Here is a 17,037-nt window from a genome sequence, read left to right on the forward strand (position 1 = left end):
CGCAAGAGGGCCATGCCGCGCCGCAGAAAAGCCGTGATGGGCGAATGGCATTTCATGCGTGGCGCGGTTAAGTTGACGCAAACGGAAGGGGGACTGTGCGACATGGCGATGTTCGGAAAGACGACGCGGGCGGGCCTCGCCCTGACCGCGCTGCTGGCGAGTGTGGTCGAAGCCGGTGCCGAGGAGGCGGTCCATCACGGCATCGACGGAGCCTCGCTCGGCGCGCTCTGGGCGCTTCCCTTCGCCGGCATTCTCCTGTCGATCGCCGTCTTCCCGCTGGTCGCCCCGCACTTCTGGCATCACCACTTCGGCAAGGTGGCGGCCGCCTGGGGGCTGGTCTTCGCGGTTCCTTTCGCCGTCGCCCACGGTTTCGGGCTCACCGGCGGTGAGATCCTGCACGTGGCGCTTCTCGAATATCTGCCCTTCGTCATCCTGCTGTGGTCGCTCTTCTCGATCTCCGGCGGCATTCTGGTGACGGGCAACCTTCACGGCAGCCCGCGCCTCAATCTGTCGATTCTCGCCGGCGGCACCGTGCTCGCCTCGCTGATCGGCACCACCGGCGCCTCGATGGTGTTGATTCGCCCGCTGCTGCGCGCCAACGACGAACGCCGCCACAACGTCCACGTCGTGATCTTCTTCATCTTCCTGGTGTCGAACATCGGCGGCTCGATGACCCCGCTCGGCGATCCGCCGCTGTTCCTCGGCTACCTCAAGGGCGTCGGCTTCTTCTGGACCGCCATCCACATGGTGGAGGAGACCGCCTTCGCCGCCGGCATTCTGTTGACGATCTTCTACGTCGTCGACCGTTGGCTCTATCACCGCGACGAGGCCTTCAAGGCCCGTTTCGACCCGACTCCGGACACCCACAAGATGGGCCTGATCGGCTTCCCCAACATCGCGCTTCTCGGCGTGGTGGTCTTGGGCGTGCTGATGTCGGGATCGTGGAAACCGGGCGTCTCGTTCCACGTCGGCGGCGTCGAGGTCGAGCTTCAGAACCTCGCCCGCGACCTGATCCTGATCGGCGCCGGCCTCGCCAGTCTGGCGATCACGCCGAAGTCGATTCGCGCCGCCAACGAATTCTCCTGGGGGCCGATCCTCGAGGTCGCCAAGCTCTTCGCCGGCATCTTCGTCACCATCATCCCGGTGATCGCCATGCTCAAGGCGGCCGAGAAGGGCGCCTTCGCGCCGCTCGTCGCCATGGTCGCCCATGCCGACGGCACCCCGAACAACGCCATGTACTTCTGGCTGACCGGCATCCTGTCGTCGTTCCTCGACAATGCCCCGACCTATCTGGTGTTCTTCAACCTGGCCGGCGGCGATCCGCAGCACCTGATGAACGAACTCACCACGACCCTTCTGGCGATCTCCTGCGGCGCGGTCTTCATGGGCGCCAATTCCTACATCGGCAACGCCCCCAACTTCATGGTCAAGGCGATCGCCGAGGAAGCCCATGTGAAGATGCCGAGCTTCTTCGCCTACCTCCTGTGGTCGGGCGGCATCCTGCTGCCGCTGTTCGGTCTGGTCACCCTGGTCTTCTTCCACTGGTGAGGCGATGGCGCCGAAGTTCGATCCCACCACTCTCGAGCCGGAAGCCCTCGGCGAGCTCGGCGCCCTGCCGCCGCCGACCCGGCCCGAGGAGACGCTGGCGGTGTCGCGCGGCGTGCGCCGTCATCTCACCCGGCTCGGTTTCGCCGTGGTCGAGGAATTACCGCTCGCCTCGGGCCGCCGCGCCGACGTCATGGCGCTGTCGGCGGCGGGCGAGATCTGGATCGTCGAGGTGAAGTCGTCGGTCGAGGATTTTCGCGCCGACCACAAATGGCCGTTCTACCGGCTCCATTCGGATCGGCTGTTCTTCGCGACGAGCCCGCGCGTGCCGCTCGAGATCTTCCCCGAGGACTGCGGCCTCATCGTCGCCGACGCCCATGGCGGCGAGATCCTGCGCGATGCGCCCGAACACCGCCTCGTCGCCGCCACCCGCAAGGCGACGACCCTGCGCTTCGCCCGCGCCGCCGCCTTGCGGCTCGGTGGCTTCGTCGATCCTCAGATCCTCGGCAACGTCGAGATCGACTGACTAGCGCGGCGCCCGCTTGGCGAGGATGCGCTGCAGGGTGCGGCGATGCATGTTGAGGCGGCGCGCCGTCTCCGAGACGTTGCGCTCGCACAGCTCGTAGACCCGCTGAATGTGTTCCCAACGCACGCGATCGGCCGACATCGGGTTCTCCGGCGGCTCGGCGCGCTCGTCGGCGGAGCGCAGCAGCGCGCGCATCACCTCGTCGGCGTCGGCGGGCTTGGAGAGATAGTCGGAGGCGCCGAGCTTCACCGCCGTCACGGCGGTGGCGATGTTGCCGTAGCCGGTCAGAACCACGGTGCGCGCTTCGGGGCGCCGCTCGCGCAGGTGCTCGACCACGTCGAGCCCGTTGCCGTCGGCGAGCCGCATGTCGACCACGGCGAAGGCCGGCGCCCGGGCATCGACCGCGGACTTGCCTTCCGCGACCGACGACGCGGTCTCCACCTCGAAGCCACGCAGCTCCATCGCCCGCGCCAACCTCTGCAGGAAGGCCTTGTCGTCGTCGACGATGAGAAGGCTTTTCTCGGCGTCGGCGGCCAGTGCCGGCGAGAGGTCCGTCTGAATGGTCATCGCTTCGTCCCATCGGTTCCCGCTGCGGGCCCACGGTCCGGTCGGGGCCGGAAGTCTAGGGCGAGAAGCCTTATACTTCAATCCCATGACTGGTTGCGCCGCACCATCGCCGCGCCCCCGGATCGTGAGCCGGAAAAGAGCCGCCGAGACGCCGCCCCGGCGCTCCGCCGGCCGCCTCGATCGCCCCGTCAATCGGCTCCGAAAGCGCCGAATTCGCCGGAGGGGAAGTTCGACGAACCGATCGGTTCGTCCTCCGCCCGCCAGAAGCTGCGCGGCCATTGGATCCGGATCTCGGCGCCGTGCTCGGGGAAGTGCTTGTTGTCGCAGGTGACGCGCGCGCCCGAGCGCATCAGGAAGGTCTGGGCGATGAAGAAGCCGAGGCCGAGCCCGCCGCCGGCGCCCTCGCGTCCCCCCTCGTCCGGGCCGAGCGGCTCGCGCGTGGTGACCCACGGCTCGCCGAGCCGCTCGAGCACGCTCGAGGAGAAGCCCGGACCGTCGTCGCCGACCACCACCGTCACCTCGCGATCGTTCCAGTCGATGGTGATGGTCACGCGCGTCTCGGCGAAGTCGACGGCGTTCTCGACGATGTTGCCGAGGCCGTAGAGGATCGCCGGATTGCGCCGCCCGATCGGTTCGCCGCCTTCGCCGATGCGGCGCACCTCGAGGTCGGTGCCGAGATCGCGGAACGGTTCGACCACCTCCTCGATCACCCCCACCAGCGACTGGCGCGCGAAGAAGGCATCGGGATCCTCGCCCATCGAGGAGAGCTTGCGCAGGATGTCGCGGCAGCGCTCGGTCTGGCTGCGCAGCAGCGCGACGTCCTCGGCGAGCGGCGATCCCGCCGGCAGCTCGCGCTCCATCTCGCGGGCGACGACCGCGATCGTGCCGAGCGGCGTGCCCAACTCGTGCGCCGCCGCCGCCGCCAGTCCGTCGAGCGCCACCAGATGGCGCTCCCGTTGCAGGACCAGTTCGGTCGCGGTCAGCGCCTCGGCGAGCCGCCGGCTCTCGTCGGCGACGCGGAAGGCGTAGAGCGCGGAGAAGGAGAGGGTGAGGATCAGCGCCAGCCAGATCCCGACCACATAGAGCACCGGCAGGCTCGGCGGCGAGGCGGTGCCCCACGGCAGCGGCGCGTGGAAGGCGGCGAGCACGGTCGTCGCGACCGCCACCACGACGCCGAGGAGCGCCGTCGAGCGCGGCGGCAGCGACGCCGAGGAGACCAGCACCGGCGCCAGCAGCAGGCAGGCGAACGGGTTCTCGAGCCCGCCGGTCAGCCACAGGAGCCCGGTCAGTTGCAGCGCGTCCCAGCCGAGCAGCAGCGTGGCGTGGATGCCGTCGAGCCGGTGGATGCTGGAGAAGCGCAGGCGCAGAAGGATGTTGAGCGCCATCGAGGCGCCGATCAGCGCGAAACACTCCATCAGCGGCAGATGGAAGCCGAGCCCGAATCGGACGAAGAGCACCGCCGCCGTCTGGCCGGCCACCGCCAGCCAGCGCAGACGCACCAGCGTGTCGAGCTTCAACGAGCGCACCGAAGTGTCGCCGAAATCCGCCAGGACGCCCAACATTCGCTCTCGTTCCTCGTGACGATCGGCCCCGCGTCGCGGCCGGCCGGGCCCTTCGGGCCTCTCGTTCGGTTTTGCGCTCGTCGGCGAGACCCTATACGATGAACGCGCCTCGCGGAAAGCGCCGCACCCGTCCGAGACCCTCCTCCATGTCCGCACTTCCGCTCCCGACCGTCGATCTCGCCCTCGACGTGCGCGACCTCGTCAAATGTTTCGGCGCCGTCCGCGCCGTCGACGGGTTGAGCTTCGCGCTCGCCCCCGGCCGCACCCTCGGCCTCCTCGGCGGCAACGGCGCCGGCAAGACCACGACCATCGGCATGATCATGGGGCTGGTCCGTCCCGACGGCGGCACCATCCGCATCCTCGGCCGCGATCCCGAACGCGAGCGCTCGGCGCTTCTGGCCGAGATGAATTTCGAGAGCCCTTACGTCGACATGCCGCATCGCCTGACGGTGCGCCAGAACCTGACCGTCTTCGCCCGCCTCTACGAGGTGGAACGGCCCCGCGAGCGCATCGCCGAACTCGCCCGCGACTTCGCCCTCGAGCCCTTCCTCGATCGCCGCTCGGGCGCGCTCTCCGCCGGCCAGAAGACCCGCGTCGCGCTGGCCAAGGCCCTGCTCAACCGGCCGCGTCTGCTCCTCCTCGACGAGCCCACCGCCTCGCTCGATCCCGACACCGCCGACTGGATCCGCTCCCGTCTCGAGGACTATCGCCGCGAGACCGGCGCGGCGCTCCTGATCGCCTCGCACAACATGGCCGAGGTCGAACGCCTCTGCGACGACGTCGTCATCCTCTCCTCCGGCCGCATCGCCGCCGAGGGTACGCCGGCGGAGCTGATGCGCCGCTTCGGCCGCGACGGCCTCGAGGAGGTCTTTCTCGACGTCGTGCGCGGGCGCGGCACCGCCGACGAACGCGCCGAGAAGGAGGCTCGCCCATGACTTCGACCACGATCGCGACGCCCTCCCGGCGCGTCCATGCCGGCTTCTCCTTCGCCCGGGTCGGCGCGATGGTGCTGCGCTACTGGTATCTCCTCGCCAATTCCTGGCCGCGCGCGGTCGAGCTGGTCTATTGGCCGACGGTGCAGATGCTGACCTGGGGCTTCGTCCAGTCCTACATCGCCGCCAAGTCGCCCTACTTCGCCGGCGCCGGCGGGCTCTTCGTCGCCGCGCTGCTGCTCTGGGACGTGCTCTTGCGCTCGCAACAGGGCTTCGCCTTCGCCTTTCTCGAGGAGATGTGGTCGCGCAATCTCGGCAATCTCCTGATGAGCCCGCTCAGGACGTCGGAATTCGTCGCCTCGCTGATGGTGATCAGCCTGATCCGCCTGACCATCGGCATGGTGCCGGTGACCCTGATCGCCATCCCGCTGTTCGGCTTCAACATCTGGGGCCTGGGCGGGGCGCTGGCGATCTTCTTCGCCAATCTGGTCGCCACCGGCTGGGCGATGGGCTTCCTCATCGTCGGCCTGTTGCTGCGCCACGGGCTCGGCGCCGAGGCGTTGTCGTGGTCCTTGATGTTCGTGCTGATGCCGCTCACCTGCGTCTACTATCCCGTCGGCATCCTGCCGGCCTGGCTGCAGCCGATCGCGCTCGCCCTGCCGCCGACCCATGTCTTCGAGGGCATGCGGGCGGTTCTGATCGATCACGTCTTCCGTTTCGATCACCTCGCCTGGGCGGTCGGGCTCAACATCGTCTGGCTCGGCGCCGGCATCGTCGCCTTCCGGGTTCTCCTCGCCGCCGCCCGGCGCGCCGGCTCGCTCGTCCAGCAGGGCGAGTGAGGCCCGTCACACGGCCGTCTTACGACGAATTGCCGACCCTCCGGGCCTTGGATGCGCCGCCGAAAGGGCCGAGAAGTAATCGATTGAAACAATTCGAACGCAGATCGCTCCTAGGTTTGCGCGAGAACGACAGCGGAGTCGAGGGGCCATGTTCTACCAGCTCTACGAGTTGAACCACGCCGCACTCCGGCCGATGCGCATTGTCGCCGAAGTCGGCCGAATGGCCCTCCGCAGCCCGTTCAATCCGCTCGCCGGCACCTCGCTCGGCCGCTCGCTCGCCGCGGGCTTCGAGGTCTTCGAGCGCACCACCCGCCGCTACGGCAAGCCGGAGTTCGAACTGCCGGTCACCACCGTCGACGGCGTCGAGAGCCCGGTCACGGAACGGGTGGTGTGGCGCCGGCCCTTCTGCGAGCTGCTGCATTTCGAGCGCGAGCTGCCCGAGGGGCGGCCGGCCGACCCCAAGGCTCTGATCGTCGCGCCGATGTCGGGCCACTATGCGACGCTCCTGCGCGGCACCGTCGAGGCGATGCTGCCGGCCCACGAGGTCTACATCACCGACTGGATCGACGCCCGCGCCGTGCCGCTGACCGAAGGCGGCTTCGATCTCGACGACTACATCGACTATCTGATCGAGATGATCCACCACCTCGGCGCCGGCGTGAACATCGTCGCCGTGTGCCAGCCCTCGGTGCCGGTGCTCGCCGCCGTGTCGCTGATGCAGGAGGACGGCGACCCGCTGTCGCCCGCCACCATGACGCTGATGGGCGGGCCGATCGACACCCGCATCTCGCCGACCGCCGTCAACAAGGTCGCCCACGACAAGGGCCTCGAGTGGTTCGAGCGCAACGTGATCATGCGGGTGCCGTTCCCCCACGCGGGCGCCTTCCGCGAGGTCTATCCGGGATTCCTTCAGCTCGGCGGCTTCATGTCGATGAACCTCGACCGCCACGTCTCCGCCCACAAGGAGTTCTACCTCCACCTGATCCAGGGCGACGGCGACAGCGCCGAGAAGCACCGCGACTTCTACGACGAGTATCTGGCGGTGATGGACCTCACCAAGGAGTTCTATCTCCAGACCATCGAGACCGTGTTCCTGAAGCACGCGCTCCCCGAGGGCACCATGACCCATCGCGGCCGCCCGGTGCGCCCCTCGGCGATCCGCGACACCGCGCTGCTGACGGTCGAGGGCGAGCTCGACGACATCACCGGCATGGGTCAGACCCAGGCGGCGCATACGCTCTGCTCCGGCCTCTCCGCCGACAAGCAGATGGACTACGTCCAGCCCGGCGTCGGCCACTATGGGGTCTTCAACGGTTCGAAGTTCCGCGCCAACATCCAGCCGCGCATCGCCGACTTCATCCGTCGCCATGCCCCCGGCGCCGTCGTCGCCGAACCCGTTCCGGTGGCCGAGCCGTCCGCCGAGATCGTCGAACCGGCGCCGACCGTGATGGCGGACACCGCGCCCGTGCCCGAGGTCGCCTCCGCGCCGGTGTCCGAAGTCGCAGCCGCTCCGGTCCCCGAAGTCGCCTCGGCTCCGGTCGCGTCGGCCAGGCCCGCCGCCAGACAGCGCCGGGCGCCGGCCCGCAAGGGCTGAGCGGAGGGGTGCCGCCCGCGCGCCTCTTGAAAGCGGGGTGTCGGGGGGCCATCTCCTCGAACGTGAGCCGTGGACCGGGATCCGCTTCGGATCCCGGCGGCGGCGCCGTCGTCCCAGGAGGGGGCCTACATGCGTAGCCATTCCATCGTTCGCAACGGTTTCAACCCCGTCTCGATCACCGTGATGGTGCTCGGCTTCATGCTCGCCTGGCCGCTCGGCCTGATGGTCCTCGCCTATATCCTGTGGGGCGAGCGCTTCGGCTGGCGGGCGCGTGCCGCCGCCTTCTTCGACGGTGTGCGCGACGGCATCGCCCGCACCGGCTTTCGTTCGGCCGGTCCCGGCGCCGGCTTCGGCTTCACCACCGGCAATGCCGCCTTCGACGCCTATCGCGCCCGCGAGCTGGAACGGCTCGAGGCCGAGCGTCGCCGCCTCGACGAGGAGCGCCGCGAATTCGAGGCCTACATGAACCATCTGCGCCGCGCCCGCGACCAGGAGGAGTTCGACCGCTTCAAGGCCGAACGCTCGCGTCGCCGTGGCCCGGACGTGATGTGAGGCGACCCATCCCGTGTTCGCCCCGTCGCGGCGGCGGGTCGCCCCGCCGTCGCTGCCCGACCGTCTGACCCTCGCTCTGCCGGACCGCGACGTCGACGTCGTCGTCCGAACCTCGGCGCGCGCGCGCCGGTTCACGCTGCGGCTCGGGGTCGGCGATCCCGTCCTGACCGTGCCGGAGCGCACCCGCCCCGCCGACGCGCTCGATTTCCTCGATCGCCATCGCGGCTGGCTCGCCGAACGTCTCGCCCGCCGCCCGGCGCCGGTGCCCTTCGCCGACGGCGCGCTCCTGCCCTTTCGCGGCGAGATCCACCGGGTCGATCATCGCCCCGGGGCGCGCGGCACCGTCTGGCGCGAGACGGTCGAGGCGACGCTCGAGGCCGAGCCGCCGCGTCTGGTGGTCGCCGGCGGCGCCGATCACCTCCACCGGCGCCTCCGCGACTTTCTGATCCGCTCGGCCAAGGCCGACCTCGCTCCGGCGGTCGCCCGCCACGCCGCTCGCCTCGCGGTGGAGATCCGCAACCCGCGCATCCGCATCAAGGACACCCGCTCGCGCTGGGGCTCGTGCACCGCCGACGGGGAACTCTCCTTCTCCTGGCGGGTGGTGCTGGCGCCGCCCTTCGTGCTCGACTATCTCGCCGCCCACGAGGTCGCCCATCTCCGCGAGATGAACCATTCCCGCGACTTCTGGCGTCTGGTGCGCCAGACCTGCCCCGACATGGACGCCGGCCGCCGCTGGCTGAGGCTCCACGGCACCGGCCTGCACGGCTACGGCATCACCGACTGAACCCCTCGGACGCTCGCTCCCGATATCCCTTGGCCCGACGCCCCTTCGCCTGCTAAAAGCGGCACGACTTTTCCTGAGCCGAGGGCATCCCCATGCGTACCGCCTCCGTCGAGCGCAAGACGAAGGAGACCGACGTCTCCGTGACCGTGAACCTCGACGGGTCCGGCACCTACGACGTCGCGACCGGCATCGGCTTCTTCGACCACATGCTGGAACAACTCTCGCGCCATTCGCTGATCGACCTCACCGTCCGCGCGAAGGGCGACCTCCACATCGACCAGCACCACACCGTGGAAGACGTCGGCATCACGCTCGGTCTCGCGCTGAAGCGGGCGTTGGGCGACCTCGAGGGCATCCGTCGCTACGCCGACGTCCATCTGCCGATGGACGAGACGCTGACCCGCGCCGCGATCGACGTCTCCGGCCGGCCCTTCCTGGTGTTCCGGATTCCCTTTTCGCGCGACAAGATCGGCGAGTTCGACACCGAACTCTTCGAGGAGTTCTTCCGCGCCTTCGCCTTCAACGCCGGGCTGACGCTGCACGTCGAGACGCTCTACGGCGTCAACAACCACCACATGATCGAGAGCGCCTTCAAGGCGACCGCTCGCGCGCTCGAGGCGGCGGTGGCGATCGACCCGCGCCGCGCCGGCACGATCCCCTCCACCAAGGGCTCGCTCGGAGACTGATCATGGCGACCTTCACGGTCCATGCGCCCGCAGGCGAGATCGCCGACGCCGCCCGCGCCGACGCGCTCGTCTTCGTGCCGGAGAAAGGCTCCTGGGCCGCGCTCCTGGTGCCGTTCCTATGGGCGCCGTGGCATCGGCTGTGGTGGGTCTTCCTCGGCTGGCTCGCGGTGACGCTCGCCCTCGAGGGCGTCGATCGCCTCGTCGATCCGACCCTCGCCACGATCCTGTCGACGGCCTTCATGATCTGGTTCGCCCTCGCCGCCGCCGAACTGCGGCGCTGGAGCCTGGAGCGGCGCGGCTATCGCCTCGTCGGCGTGGTCGAGGCGAGCGACGTCATCGAGGCGGAATGCCGCTTCCTCGGAGGTCTCGCCGATCCGGCTCGCCCGCGCTTCGGCGAGGTGGTGACGCCGGCCCGGCCGCGTCCCGAACCGGCGACCGCGCCGGCCGTGACGCGCCCGACCTCCCCCGATCTGCCGCCCGTCGTCGGATGGGCCGTTCCCAAACCCGGAGACCGTCCATGACCGTCGCGCTCATCGATTACGGCGCCGGCAATCTGCGTTCGGCCGAAAAGGGCCTGGAGCGGGTCGCCCACGAGATCGGCCGCGATCAGAAGATCCTGCTCACCCGCGACCCCGACGTGGTGGCCAAGGCCGACCGCGTCGTCCTGCCCGGCGACGGCGCCTTCCCCTTCTGTCGGCGCGGCGTCGCGGCGATCGACGGCATGGAGGAGGCCATCCGCGACTTCGTCGAGGTCAAGGGCCGGCCCTTCCTCGGCATCTGCGTCGGCATGCAGCTTCTCGCCACGCGCGGCCTCGAGCACGAGTCGACCGACGGCTTCGGCTGGATCGACGGCGTCGTGAAGGCGATCGATCCCGGCCCCGAGCGGCTCAAGGTGCCGCACATGGGCTGGAACACGATGAATCTGGTCAATCCGCACCCGGTCCTCGACGGATTGGCGCTCGGCCCCGACGGGCTCCACGCCTATTTCCTGCATTCCTACGCCTTCGAGGTGACCCACCACGCCGATCTCGTCGCCACCGCCGACTACGGCGGCCGGGTGACCGCGATCGTGGCGCGCAACAACGTCGTCGGCACCCAGTTTCATCCCGAGAAGAGCCAGCGCCTCGGCCTCGCCCTCCTCGCCAACTTCCTGAAATGGGCGCCGTGAGGCGGCCGACGAGAGACGCGTGATGATTCTCTTCCCCGCCATCGACCTGAAGGATGGTCAGTGCGTTCGCCTGAAGCTCGGCGAGATGGACCAGGCGACCGTCTACAACGACGATCCCGCCGCCCAGGCCCGCGCCTTCGCCGATCTCGGCTTCCCGTTCCTGCACGTGGTCGATCTCAACGGCGCCTTCGCCGGCCGCTCGGTCAACGGCGCGGCGGTCGAGGCGATCCTCGCCGCCGTCGCGGGGCGGATGAAGGTCCAGCTCGGCGGCGGCATCCGCGATCTCGAGGCCATCGAGGGCTGGCTCGCCAAGGGCCTCGCCCGCGTCATCCTCGGCACCGTGGCGGTGCGCGACCCGGCCCTGGTGAAGGAGGCCTGCCGCCGCTTTCCCGGCCGCATCGTCGTCGGCATCGACGCCAAGGGCGGCAAGGTCGCGGTCGAGGGCTGGGCGGAGGGCTCGGAGCTCTCGGCGGTCGATCTGGCGCGGAAGTTCGAGGACGCCGGCGTGGCGGCGATCGTCTATACCGACATCGACCGCGACGGCATTCTGAAGGGCCTCAACATGCCCTCGACGCTGGAGCTCGCCCGCGCCGTCTCGATCCCGGTCATCGCCTCCGGCGGCCTTGCCTCGATCGACGACGTGAAGGCGATGCTCGCGCCGCAAGCGCGCCTCCTCGAGGGCGCCATCACCGGCCGCGCCCTCTACGACGGCCGTCTCGATCCGCGCGAAGCTCTGGCGCTCATCGCCGCCGCCGGGTGAGGCGCCTCGCGCGCGCGTCTTCCTCGCCGATCCCCCCGCCTTGAACCGTCGCCTCGCGCCTCCCATATTCGGAAGGTCGGGTCTCGACCCGTCGTCGATGGTCGCCTCGCCGGAGGGGCCGTCGTCCCGAACAACGGGTCGCTTCCACGAGGGCCTGACCATGTCGCGTTTTCCGGGCTTCTCCAGCCCCTTTCTTCTCGGCTTCGACGAGATCGAGCGTGTTCTCGATCGCGTCTCCAAGGCCGCCAACGACGGTTACCCGCCCTACAACATCGAGCGGATCGAAAGTCCCGATGGGGGCCGGGAGGTCCTGCGGATCACGCTGGCGGTGGCGGGCTTCACCCGCGACCAGCTCGACGTGACCATCGAGGACAGCCAGCTCGTCATTCGTGGTCGCCAGAACGACGACGATCGCACCCGCCAGTTCCTGCATCGCGGCATCGCCGCGCGTCAGTTCAGCCGGGTGTTCGTCTTGGCCGAGGGCATCGAAGTGGCCGGCGCCGAACTGAAGGACGGCCTGTTGGCGATCGATCTGGGGCGGCCCGAACCCGAACGGGTGATCCGCCGGATCGACATCGCCACCACCGAGTGATCCCGGTCGACGACCGGACCGCCCCATCGATCGAAGAAAGCGGCGGGCGCGTGAGGCGCTCGCGAGGAGGAACCATGGCTCATCGTATCGACGTCGCCCCCGAGGTCCTCGCCCAGATCGGCGTCGGACACATTGCCTATCTGCGTGAAATGTCGTCGGAGGACTTGCTGCGCGCCTTCCCCGGCGCCCCCGAGCTGCCGCCGGGCCTGCGCCTGTGGGCGCTGATCGGCGCCGCCGGCGAACCGATCATGGTCGCCGACGATCGCGATCTCGCGCTCGAGAGCGCCCGCGAACATGATCTGGTGCCGGTTTCGCTGCACTGACCGACCGCGACGGGGCGTAAGGCCCCGTCGGCCGTCGCGCGCCGTTCAGGCGGCGTCGGGCTCGACCGAGTGGACGAGCAGCGCGTAGAGCGCGTGCGGGTCCCGGCAGGCCCGGAGTTTGGCGGTGAAGGAGGCGTTGCGCATCACCCGGGCGATCCGCGCCAGGGCCTTGAGATGGTCCGCGCCCGCGCCCGCCGGCGACAGCAGCGTGACGATCAGATCGACCGGCTGACCGTCCGTCGCCTCGAAGTCGATCGGCCGTTCCAGCCGCGCGAACAGCGCCACCGTCCGATCGAGCGCCTCGATCGTGGCATGCGGCACGGCGACGCCGTGACCGACGCCGGTCGAGCCGAGCCGCTCGCGTTGAGTCAGCCGCTCGAACACGTCGCGTTCGTCGAGATCGGTGATACGGGCGGCGCGAGCGGCCAGTTCCTGCAGAACCTGCTTCTTGTTGCCGGCCCGCAGACTGGGCAGCACGGCTTCGAAGCCGATGAGATCACCGAGGTCCATCGATCGGGTCTTCCATGGGGCCGGTCCGGAGCGCGTCGTCGCTCGAGGAGGCGCGCGGGATCCCTTGAGGACGTCGTGCCGAAAGTGGGCTCGCCCGGCCTCCGGCACAACTCGAGACTTTCCCTCATGGGGTCTTCTCGGCCGCCGGCGAGCCGCCGACCGAGAAGAGCGCCGGGGTCAGGCGACGGCCGTCAGGCTCGGGTCGACCCAGCCGATGTTGCCGTCGTCGCGGCGATAGACGACGTTGAGGCCGCCGTTGGCCGCGTTGCGGAACATCACGAAGGCCGCGGCGGTCAGGTCGAGTTCCTGAACCGCGTCGCCGACGGTGAGGGTCTTGAGCGGCTTGGTGCTCTCCGCGATCACCGCCGGATGGAAGTCGACGGGGACCTCCTCGTCCTCGGCCGTGGCCTCGAGCACGCGATAGGCGGTCTCCGCCACCTGGGCGCGGCCCTGGGCGGCATTGTGGTCGCTGAGACGGCGCTTGTAGCGGCGCAGTTGCTTCTCGATGCGGTCGATCGCCTGATCGACGCTGAGATAGGGATCCTGTGCCGCTCCGACCGCCTGTACGGTGATGCCGGTGCCCAGATGCAGAGCGCATTCCGTGCGGAAGCCGATGCCTTCCTTCTCCACGGTGGCGTGGCCCTTGAAGGAGCCGCTGAAATATTTGGCGAGTGCTTCACCGACGCGCGTTTCCGCGTGGCCGCGGAGCGATTCGCCGATGTCGACGTTCTTGCCGGAAACCCTGAGGGTCATGTTTCTTCGACCTCCCGGTCGGGCGCCGTCTCCGGGAAGAGGCGGCGGCCTTCTTGATGTTGTCCCGCCCCCGTCTCGGCGCCTCCGGGATCGGTGATCCCCGAGGCGCCCCGGGTCGGGGGCGAACGTCGGACGATCGTCTTCGGTCCTCCCGCGACCTCTGGGCGAGGGACGCGGGTGCCGAGCCGATCGCTTCAGGCCAACGCCTGCTTCTCGCGGCGGCGTTGGACGGAAGAGGGTATGTTCATCGCCTCGCGGTATTTTGCGACCGTGCGGCGGGCGATGTCGATTCCTGAATCTCTGAGCATCTTGACGATCGTGTCGTCCGACAGCACGTCGCGCGCCGTCTCGCGGTCGATCAGTTCCTTGATCTTGTGGCGGACCGATTCGGAGGAGTGCGCCTCGCCCCCCTCGGAAGAAGCTATGGACGAGGTGAAGAAGTACTTCAACTCGAAGATTCCTCGGCTCGTCGCCATGTACTTGTTCGAGGTGACCCGGCTGACCGTGCTCTCGTGCATCCCGACCGCGTCGGCGATCATCCGGAGGTTGAGCGGCTTGAGGTGGCGGATGCCGTGGGTCAGGAAGGCGTCCTGCTGACGCACGATCTCGGTGGAGACCTTGAGGATCGTCTTGGCGCGCTGATCGAGGCTCTTCACCAGCCAATTGGCCGTCTGCATGCAGTCGGACAGATAGAGCTTGTCCTTCTCACCCTTCGCCGTCTTGGCGATCCGCGCGAAATAGCTCTGATTGACCAGAACCTTGGGCAGGGTCTCGCTGTTCAGCTCGACCAGCCAGCCACCGTCGGGGCCGGCGCGCACGACGACGTCCGGCACGATCGGCTGGACGAGCGTCGAGCCGAAGGCGTTGCCGGGCTTGGGATTGAGCGCGCGGATCTCGCCGATCATCTCGGCGAGATCGTCGTCGTCGACCTTGGTCAGGCGCCTGAGCGCTGCGAAGTCGCGCCGCGCCAGAAGCTCGAGATTGGCGACCAGCGCCTGCATCGCCGGATCGAAGCGATCACGCTCCTTGAGCTGGAGGGCGAGACATTCGGAGAGGTCGCGGGCGCCGACCCCGGCCGGATCGAAGCTCTGGATCAGCGCCAGCACCGCCTCGACCATCTCGATCGGCGCGCCGAGCTTGTCGGCGACGCTCTCGACGTCGGTGCGCAGATAGCCCGCCTCGTCGATGCTGTCGATCAGATGACGGCCGATGATCCGCCGTGTCGGATCGCCGACCGCGAGCGCCAGCTGCTCGGCGAGATGGTCGGCGAGCGAGACCTCGACCGCGACGAAGGATTCCAGATTGTAGTCCTCGCCGCCACCGCCGCTGCCCGAGCCGGCGGACGAGGACTGCGACCAGTTCTCGCCGACCAGCCGGGTCGGGTCCATGCCCTCGGCCGGGCCGTCGTCCTGGAACACGTTGGTGAAATCGGCGTCGAGCCGCTCGCCGATCTCCGGCGAGGCGCTCTCGAAGGCGGTGTCGAGATCGGGGCCGGCGGTGGCGGCGGGGAAGTCGCCGGCCGCCTCGAAGTCGGCGCCGCCGTCGAAGTCGCCGCCCTCGGGCGCGCCGCTCGCCTCGGCCGGGCTCTCGCCGGCGGAGGCCTCGGCCACGACCGGCCGATCCTCGCCCTCGTCGCGTTCGAGCAGCGGATTGCGTTCGAGTTCGTTCTCGACATAGGCCACGAGATCGAGGTTGCCCAGCTGTAGCAGCTTGATCGCCTGCATCAGCTGAGGCGTCATCACCAGAGACTGGCTCTGTCTGAGCTCCAGTTTCGGGCTGAGCGCCATCGGGGCTTCAATATCCTCGCTTCCCGGTCCACGTGCATGTGGTCCGGATCTTGCCTCTCGTCTCCCTAGACGTTAGCTCGGGTTCGTCTCCCGGCAAAGCGAAAACGAGAGCTCGGCGACGAAAGTGTCCGCGAGCCTCTTCAAAAGCTGAACTGTTCGCCGAGATAGAGCCGGCGCACGTCGGGATTCTCCACGATTTCCCGTGGGTTGCCGGTGGTCAGCACATGGCCGGAGGCGATGATGAAGGCGCGGTCGATCAGCCCCAGCGTCTCGCGGACGTTGTGGTCGGTGATGAGGACGCCGATCCCTCGTTGCGTCAGATGGCGCACCAACGCCTGAATGTCGCCGACCGCGATCGGGTCGATGCCGGCGAAGGGCTCGTCGAGCAGCATGAACGAGGGGCGCGAAGCGAGTGCCCGGGCGATCTCGCAGCGCCGCCGCTCGCCGCCGGAGAGCGCGATCGACGGCGACTTCCTCAGGTGATCGATACGGAACTCGGCGAGCAGCTCGTCGAGCGCCTCGCGCCGCCGCGCCCGGTCCGGCTCGACCACCTCGAGCACCGCCATGATGTTGTCTTCCACCGACAGGCCACGGAAGATCGAGGCCTCCTGCGGCAGATAGCCGATGCCGAGGCGCGCGCGGCGATACATCGGCAGCCGCGTGATGTCGTAGCCGTCGAGACGGATCGTCCCCGCGTCGGGCCGGATCAGCCCGGTGATCATGTAGAACACCGTCGTCTTGCCGGCGCCGTTGGGGCCGAGCAGACCGACCGCCTCGCCGCGATGGACGTCGAGGCTGACGCTCTCCACCACCCGGCGCTTCTTGTAGGCCTTGGCGACGGCCTCCACGCTCAGACCCTCTTCCGGGTCTCCGGGACGAATCGTGCCGCCATGGGCGGCGTCGGGCGCGCGAAGGGCGATCGGCAGAAGTCTCAAGGCCGACCTCCGGCAGGGAACGGGAACGGCGCGCGGGCGCCACGGCTCGGCATGGTCACTGTCCGGCGGGCTTCTGCGATTCGAGGATCAGCTGGACGCGGCCGGTGCCGTCGAGCTTGTACTGGCCGGACTTCAGATCGATCGACAGCCGTTCGCCGCGCGCCACGTTCTTGCCCTGGGTCAGCACCACGCCGCCGGTGATCTGCGCCGTCTGAGTGTGCATGTCGAACCAGCCGCGATCGCCGGTGACGGTCTGATCCTTCTGCGAGATCAGCACCTTGCCCTCGGCCTCGAAGCGGCGGATCGCCTGGGCGCCGGCCGCGTCGCCCTTGGCGAGGTCGGAGGCGCCGTTGCCCTCGTAGTAGACGCGCAGGCGCTGGGTCTTCAGCACCGTGTCCTTCTGCAGGACGTGGACGTTGCCGGTGAAGACGGCGTTGCGGTCCTTGTCGAGCACCTCGAGACTGTCGGCCTCGATCTGGATCGGATCCTTGCCGTTGGCGCCGAACCCCTTGAAGGCGTCGGACATGCCGCCGGACGAGGCGGCCAGGACCGGCAGGACCGAGGCGGTCAGCGCGACGGCGGCGAGAGCGGAGGCGAGGCGAGGAGCGCGGGTCATCGTCGG

The 17,037-nt window shown here is 69.0% G+C and carries 20 protein-coding genes; 13 read left to right on the forward strand and 7 right to left on the reverse strand.

Features of this window, described 5'->3' with window-relative positions:
• The first annotated feature begins 102 nt into the window (after nt 1-102).
• Together J3S89_RS15735 and J3S89_RS15740 are read left to right on the forward strand one after the other, a co-directional pair.
• A complete protein-coding gene (locus tag J3S89_RS15735) occupies nt 103-1,548 on the forward strand; it encodes a sodium:proton antiporter (protein WP_217928682.1) in 1,446 nt (481 codons plus the stop codon).
• Between the two features lie 4 nt (nt 1,549-1,552).
• Nucleotides 1,553-2,071, forward strand: coding sequence for an MmcB family DNA repair protein (locus J3S89_RS15740; RefSeq protein WP_217928683.1), 519 nt, complete (start codon nt 1,553-1,555; stop codon nt 2,069-2,071).
• Here J3S89_RS15740 and J3S89_RS15745 read toward each other — a convergent pair whose 3' ends face one another.
• Both J3S89_RS15745 and J3S89_RS15750 read right to left on the reverse strand, forming a co-directional pair.
• Nucleotides 2,072-2,638, reverse strand: a complete 567-nt coding sequence (locus J3S89_RS15745; RefSeq protein ID WP_217928685.1) for an ActR/PrrA/RegA family redox response regulator transcription factor — start codon at nt 2,636-2,638, stop codon at nt 2,072-2,074.
• 188 nt (nt 2,639-2,826) lie between these two features.
• The gene (locus J3S89_RS15750; RefSeq protein WP_217928687.1) at nt 2,827-4,200 is read right to left on the reverse strand and encodes an ActS/PrrB/RegB family redox-sensitive histidine kinase; all 1,374 of its coding nucleotides are present in this window, start codon (nt 4,198-4,200) and stop codon (nt 2,827-2,829) included.
• 146 nt (nt 4,201-4,346) lie between these two features.
• On the opposite strand from J3S89_RS15750, the gene J3S89_RS15755 reads away from it, so the two are divergent.
• From J3S89_RS15755 to J3S89_RS15805, 11 genes are all read left to right on the forward strand, one after another.
• Nucleotides 4,347-5,135, forward strand: coding sequence for an ABC transporter ATP-binding protein (locus tag J3S89_RS15755; protein ID WP_217928688.1), 789 nt, complete (start codon nt 4,347-4,349; stop codon nt 5,133-5,135).
• Entirely contained in the window at nt 5,132-5,971 is an 840-nt protein-coding gene (locus J3S89_RS15760; RefSeq protein ID WP_217928689.1) for an ABC transporter permease, read from the forward strand. The genes J3S89_RS15755 and J3S89_RS15760 overlap by 4 nt, the downstream gene beginning before the upstream one ends.
• Before the next feature lie 148 nt (nt 5,972-6,119).
• A complete protein-coding gene (locus tag J3S89_RS15765) occupies nt 6,120-7,565 on the forward strand; it encodes a polyhydroxyalkanoate depolymerase (RefSeq protein WP_217928690.1) in 1,446 nt (481 codons plus the stop codon).
• A gap of 129 nt (nt 7,566-7,694) precedes the next feature.
• Complete coding sequence (locus tag J3S89_RS15770) at nt 7,695-8,117, forward strand: DUF2852 domain-containing protein (protein ID WP_217928691.1); 423 nt, start codon at nt 7,695-7,697, stop codon at nt 8,115-8,117.
• 13 nt (nt 8,118-8,130) lie between these two features.
• Nucleotides 8,131-8,901 carry a M48 family metallopeptidase gene (locus J3S89_RS15775; protein WP_217928692.1) on the forward strand — a complete coding sequence of 257 codons (771 nt, stop codon included), beginning with the start codon at nt 8,131-8,133 and terminating at the stop codon, nt 8,899-8,901.
• Nucleotides 8,902-8,993: 92 nt separating this feature from the next.
• Complete coding sequence (gene hisB, locus J3S89_RS15780) at nt 8,994-9,587, forward strand: imidazoleglycerol-phosphate dehydratase HisB (protein ID WP_217928693.1); 594 nt, start codon at nt 8,994-8,996, stop codon at nt 9,585-9,587.
• 2 nt (nt 9,588-9,589) lie between these two features.
• The gene (locus tag J3S89_RS15785) at nt 9,590-10,108 is read left to right on the forward strand and encodes a DUF2628 domain-containing protein (protein WP_217928694.1); all 519 of its coding nucleotides are present in this window, start codon (nt 9,590-9,592) and stop codon (nt 10,106-10,108) included.
• Nucleotides 10,105-10,755, forward strand: coding sequence for an imidazole glycerol phosphate synthase subunit HisH (hisH, locus tag J3S89_RS15790; protein ID WP_217928696.1), 651 nt, complete (start codon nt 10,105-10,107; stop codon nt 10,753-10,755). The genes J3S89_RS15785 and hisH overlap by 4 nt, the downstream gene beginning before the upstream one ends.
• Before the next feature lie 22 nt (nt 10,756-10,777).
• The gene (hisA, locus tag J3S89_RS15795; RefSeq protein ID WP_217928697.1) at nt 10,778-11,515 is read left to right on the forward strand and encodes a 1-(5-phosphoribosyl)-5-[(5-phosphoribosylamino)methylideneamino]imidazole-4-carboxamide isomerase; all 738 of its coding nucleotides are present in this window, start codon (nt 10,778-10,780) and stop codon (nt 11,513-11,515) included.
• 160 nt (nt 11,516-11,675) lie between these two features.
• A complete protein-coding gene (locus J3S89_RS15800) occupies nt 11,676-12,107 on the forward strand; it encodes an Hsp20 family protein (RefSeq protein ID WP_217928698.1) in 432 nt (143 codons plus the stop codon).
• A gap of 74 nt (nt 12,108-12,181) precedes the next feature.
• A complete protein-coding gene (locus J3S89_RS15805) occupies nt 12,182-12,430 on the forward strand; it encodes a BQ00720 family protein (RefSeq protein ID WP_217928699.1) in 249 nt (82 codons plus the stop codon).
• 45 nt (nt 12,431-12,475) lie between these two features.
• Here J3S89_RS15805 and J3S89_RS15810 read toward each other — a convergent pair whose 3' ends face one another.
• The 5 genes from J3S89_RS15810 to J3S89_RS15830 form a co-directional block, all read right to left on the reverse strand.
• Nucleotides 12,476-12,940, reverse strand: coding sequence for a PTS sugar transporter subunit IIA (locus tag J3S89_RS15810; RefSeq protein WP_217928700.1), 465 nt, complete (start codon nt 12,938-12,940; stop codon nt 12,476-12,478).
• 177 nt (nt 12,941-13,117) lie between these two features.
• On the reverse strand, nt 13,118-13,693 hold the full coding sequence (gene hpf / locus J3S89_RS15815; protein WP_217928701.1) for a ribosome hibernation-promoting factor, HPF/YfiA family: 576 nt from the start codon (nt 13,691-13,693) through the stop codon (nt 13,118-13,120).
• A 194-nt stretch (nt 13,694-13,887) separates the two neighbouring features.
• Entirely contained in the window at nt 13,888-15,480 is a 1,593-nt protein-coding gene (gene rpoN, locus J3S89_RS15820) for an RNA polymerase factor sigma-54 (RefSeq protein WP_217928702.1), read from the reverse strand.
• 140 nt (nt 15,481-15,620) lie between these two features.
• On the reverse strand, nt 15,621-16,415 hold the full coding sequence (gene lptB / locus J3S89_RS15825) for an LPS export ABC transporter ATP-binding protein (protein WP_238481997.1): 795 nt from the start codon (nt 16,413-16,415) through the stop codon (nt 15,621-15,623).
• Nucleotides 16,416-16,470: 55 nt separating this feature from the next.
• Complete coding sequence (locus tag J3S89_RS15830; RefSeq protein WP_217928703.1) at nt 16,471-17,031, reverse strand: LptA/OstA family protein; 561 nt, start codon at nt 17,029-17,031, stop codon at nt 16,471-16,473.
• Between the last annotated feature and the right edge of the window lie 6 nt (nt 17,032-17,037).

This window comes from Pinisolibacter aquiterrae (genome assembly GCF_019160155.1).
In the GTDB taxonomy this organism is placed as follows: domain Bacteria; phylum Pseudomonadota; class Alphaproteobacteria; order Rhizobiales; family Ancalomicrobiaceae; genus Pinisolibacter; species Pinisolibacter aquiterrae.

Coding starts and splice junctions, on each gene's coding strand:
- J3S89_RS15755 (WP_217928688.1), top strand. CDS start 4,347: ATGTCCGCACTTCCGCTCCCGACCGTCGATCTCGCCCTCGACGTGCGC.
- J3S89_RS15800 (WP_217928698.1), top strand. CDS start 11,676: ATGTCGCGTTTTCCGGGCTTCTCCAGCCCCTTTCTTCTCGGCTTCGAC.
- J3S89_RS15735 (WP_217928682.1), top strand. CDS start 103: ATGGCGATGTTCGGAAAGACGACGCGGGCGGGCCTCGCCCTGACCGCG.
- hpf (WP_217928701.1), bottom strand. CDS start 13,693: ATGACCCTCAGGGTTTCCGGCAAGAACGTCGACATCGGCGAATCGCTC.
- J3S89_RS15805 (WP_217928699.1), top strand. CDS start 12,182: ATGGCTCATCGTATCGACGTCGCCCCCGAGGTCCTCGCCCAGATCGGC.
- hisH (WP_217928696.1), top strand. CDS start 10,105: ATGACCGTCGCGCTCATCGATTACGGCGCCGGCAATCTGCGTTCGGCC.
- J3S89_RS15785 (WP_217928694.1), top strand. CDS start 9,590: ATGGCGACCTTCACGGTCCATGCGCCCGCAGGCGAGATCGCCGACGCC.
- J3S89_RS15765 (WP_217928690.1), top strand. CDS start 6,120: ATGTTCTACCAGCTCTACGAGTTGAACCACGCCGCACTCCGGCCGATG.
- hisB (WP_217928693.1), top strand. CDS start 8,994: ATGCGTACCGCCTCCGTCGAGCGCAAGACGAAGGAGACCGACGTCTCC.
- J3S89_RS15830 (WP_217928703.1), bottom strand. CDS start 17,031: ATGACCCGCGCTCCTCGCCTCGCCTCCGCTCTCGCCGCCGTCGCGCTG.
- J3S89_RS15770 (WP_217928691.1), top strand. CDS start 7,695: ATGCGTAGCCATTCCATCGTTCGCAACGGTTTCAACCCCGTCTCGATC.
- J3S89_RS15760 (WP_217928689.1), top strand. CDS start 5,132: ATGACTTCGACCACGATCGCGACGCCCTCCCGGCGCGTCCATGCCGGC.
- hisA (WP_217928697.1), top strand. CDS start 10,778: ATGATTCTCTTCCCCGCCATCGACCTGAAGGATGGTCAGTGCGTTCGC.
- J3S89_RS15740 (WP_217928683.1), top strand. CDS start 1,553: ATGGCGCCGAAGTTCGATCCCACCACTCTCGAGCCGGAAGCCCTCGGC.
- J3S89_RS15745 (WP_217928685.1), bottom strand. CDS start 2,638: ATGACCATTCAGACGGACCTCTCGCCGGCACTGGCCGCCGACGCCGAG.
- J3S89_RS15810 (WP_217928700.1), bottom strand. CDS start 12,940: ATGGACCTCGGTGATCTCATCGGCTTCGAAGCCGTGCTGCCCAGTCTG.
- J3S89_RS15750 (WP_217928687.1), bottom strand. CDS start 4,200: ATGTTGGGCGTCCTGGCGGATTTCGGCGACACTTCGGTGCGCTCGTTG.
- rpoN (WP_217928702.1), bottom strand. CDS start 15,480: ATGGCGCTCAGCCCGAAACTGGAGCTCAGACAGAGCCAGTCTCTGGTG.